Genomic DNA, 1,589 nt, shown 5'->3' with positions numbered 1-1,589 from the left:
ACTCCGACCGGCTGCCGCCCGGTTCATCGCAGTATCCCGGCGTCCCGTGCTTGTGTGCGCAGCTGTACTTTTTGTATGGCTGGATGTTCCGGACGACGAACGATGCCCGGTACTGCTATGTCCGGCACGGCTGTACGAACTCAGCGTTCCGCCCTCCAATCCTCTATGTTCAAAATTCCTTCCTCCTGAAGAATTTCTGTTGTACTCACTCATTTTCCATCACCTGTCCGTCTTTTCCATAAAATTTTATTATATGTGTTTATTTGAAAATATCTCTGCTACAGTATAGCACAATTCCAGGAAAAGAAAATAACATAATTCTTAAATTAACTTATAAATTTTTTTGATCCCCACAACCTTTTCCTGGTACAAATTTCCACAGCCGCTCTGTTTTTTGTATAACACTTCTTCTTTCAAATATATCTGATGTAAACAATCATTTTTGTTCCCGATTACACACTGGCAAACTGCAGCGGGTATCTGCCGCATACTTGACTTTTCCATCTAATGCGGGTAGTCTTACAGCAGAAGGAGGTCTGCATCTATGCAGTTAATTGATTTACACGTTCATTCTACTGCTTCGGACGGCACACTCACGCCCACCGAAGTGACAAAGCTGGCGCTCCAATGCGGTCTGACCGCCTATGCGCTGACGGATCATGATACAGTTGACGGCGTTGCGGAAGCCATGCAGGCAGCCGAGAACACCTCCCTGACTGTCATTCCCGGTGCCGAATTTTCCAGTCCTTATGAAGGAAAAGAAATCCATATTCTGGGGCTCTATCTGAACCCGCACTGCCCGGAACTTTTATCTGCACTGCGGCAGGTCCGCGAGATCCGCAACCGGCGCAATGAAGAGCTTCTCGCTTTATTTCAGGCAGATGGATTTCCCATTAAATATGAAGATTTAATTCACGGAAATGAACACACTGTCATCACCCGTGCCCATTTTGCACGCGCACTGCTTGAAAAAGGCTGTGTCACTTCGGTCAGCCAGGCCTTTGATAAATACCTCGGGGACGGCAAAAAATATTACCGCCCGAAGCAGATGATTGAGCCGGAGGAAGCGATCCGCCTGATCCGTGTAGCTGACGGTTTACCAGCGCTCGCACATCCTCTCCAGTATAAACTTGGCTGGAAAAAGACCGAGCAGCTTCTCTCCTATTTAAAAGAAGCCGGAATGATGGGCATCGAGGTTTATTATTCCTCACACTCTCAATCCGACAGTCTTCATTTACGTGAAATAGCTTCCCGTCTCGGTCTGGTCTCCACCGGCGGTTCCGATTTTCACGGTGCCAACAAACCAGATATCCATCTTGGAAGCGGCTACGGCGGTCTGCGGGTTTCTGCACTGCTGCTGGACAACATAAAAGCCCGGTTACAGCAGAAAAACAGCTAAAATGCTGATTTACCCGCTCACGCTTCTATCGGTTCCGTATGTTCAGACATTTACAATCTATATGAAAACTTCTTCATGAACCTGCTGAACAGACGTCTGTTTATATGTTTACATATGATAGAGCGCCTGCTCAATCCCTTCTTCCGAGACGGACTCCGCCAGTACGGCTTTCATTCCCGCCGCGCTGGCG

1 protein-coding gene is annotated in these 1,589 nt (G+C 47.8%); it reads left to right on the top strand.

All coding sequences use genetic code 11. The features are described 5' to 3' along the window. Positions 1 to 544 precede the first annotated feature (544 nt). Positions 545 to 1,399: a PHP domain-containing protein gene (locus tag QVO97_RS06465; RefSeq protein ID WP_022359556.1), complete on the top strand. Its 855-nt coding sequence runs from the start codon at positions 545 to 547 to the stop codon at positions 1,397 to 1,399. The last annotated feature ends 190 nt before the right edge of the window (positions 1,400 to 1,589 follow it).

It is taken from the genome of Clostridium sp. CAG:43, from assembly GCF_000434655.1.
GTDB classification, from domain to species: Bacteria; Bacillota; Clostridia; order Lachnospirales; family Lachnospiraceae; genus Otoolea; species Otoolea fessa.
Note: the sequence above shows the minus strand (reverse complement) of the source record. Positions and strands in the feature narration are given on the sequence as shown.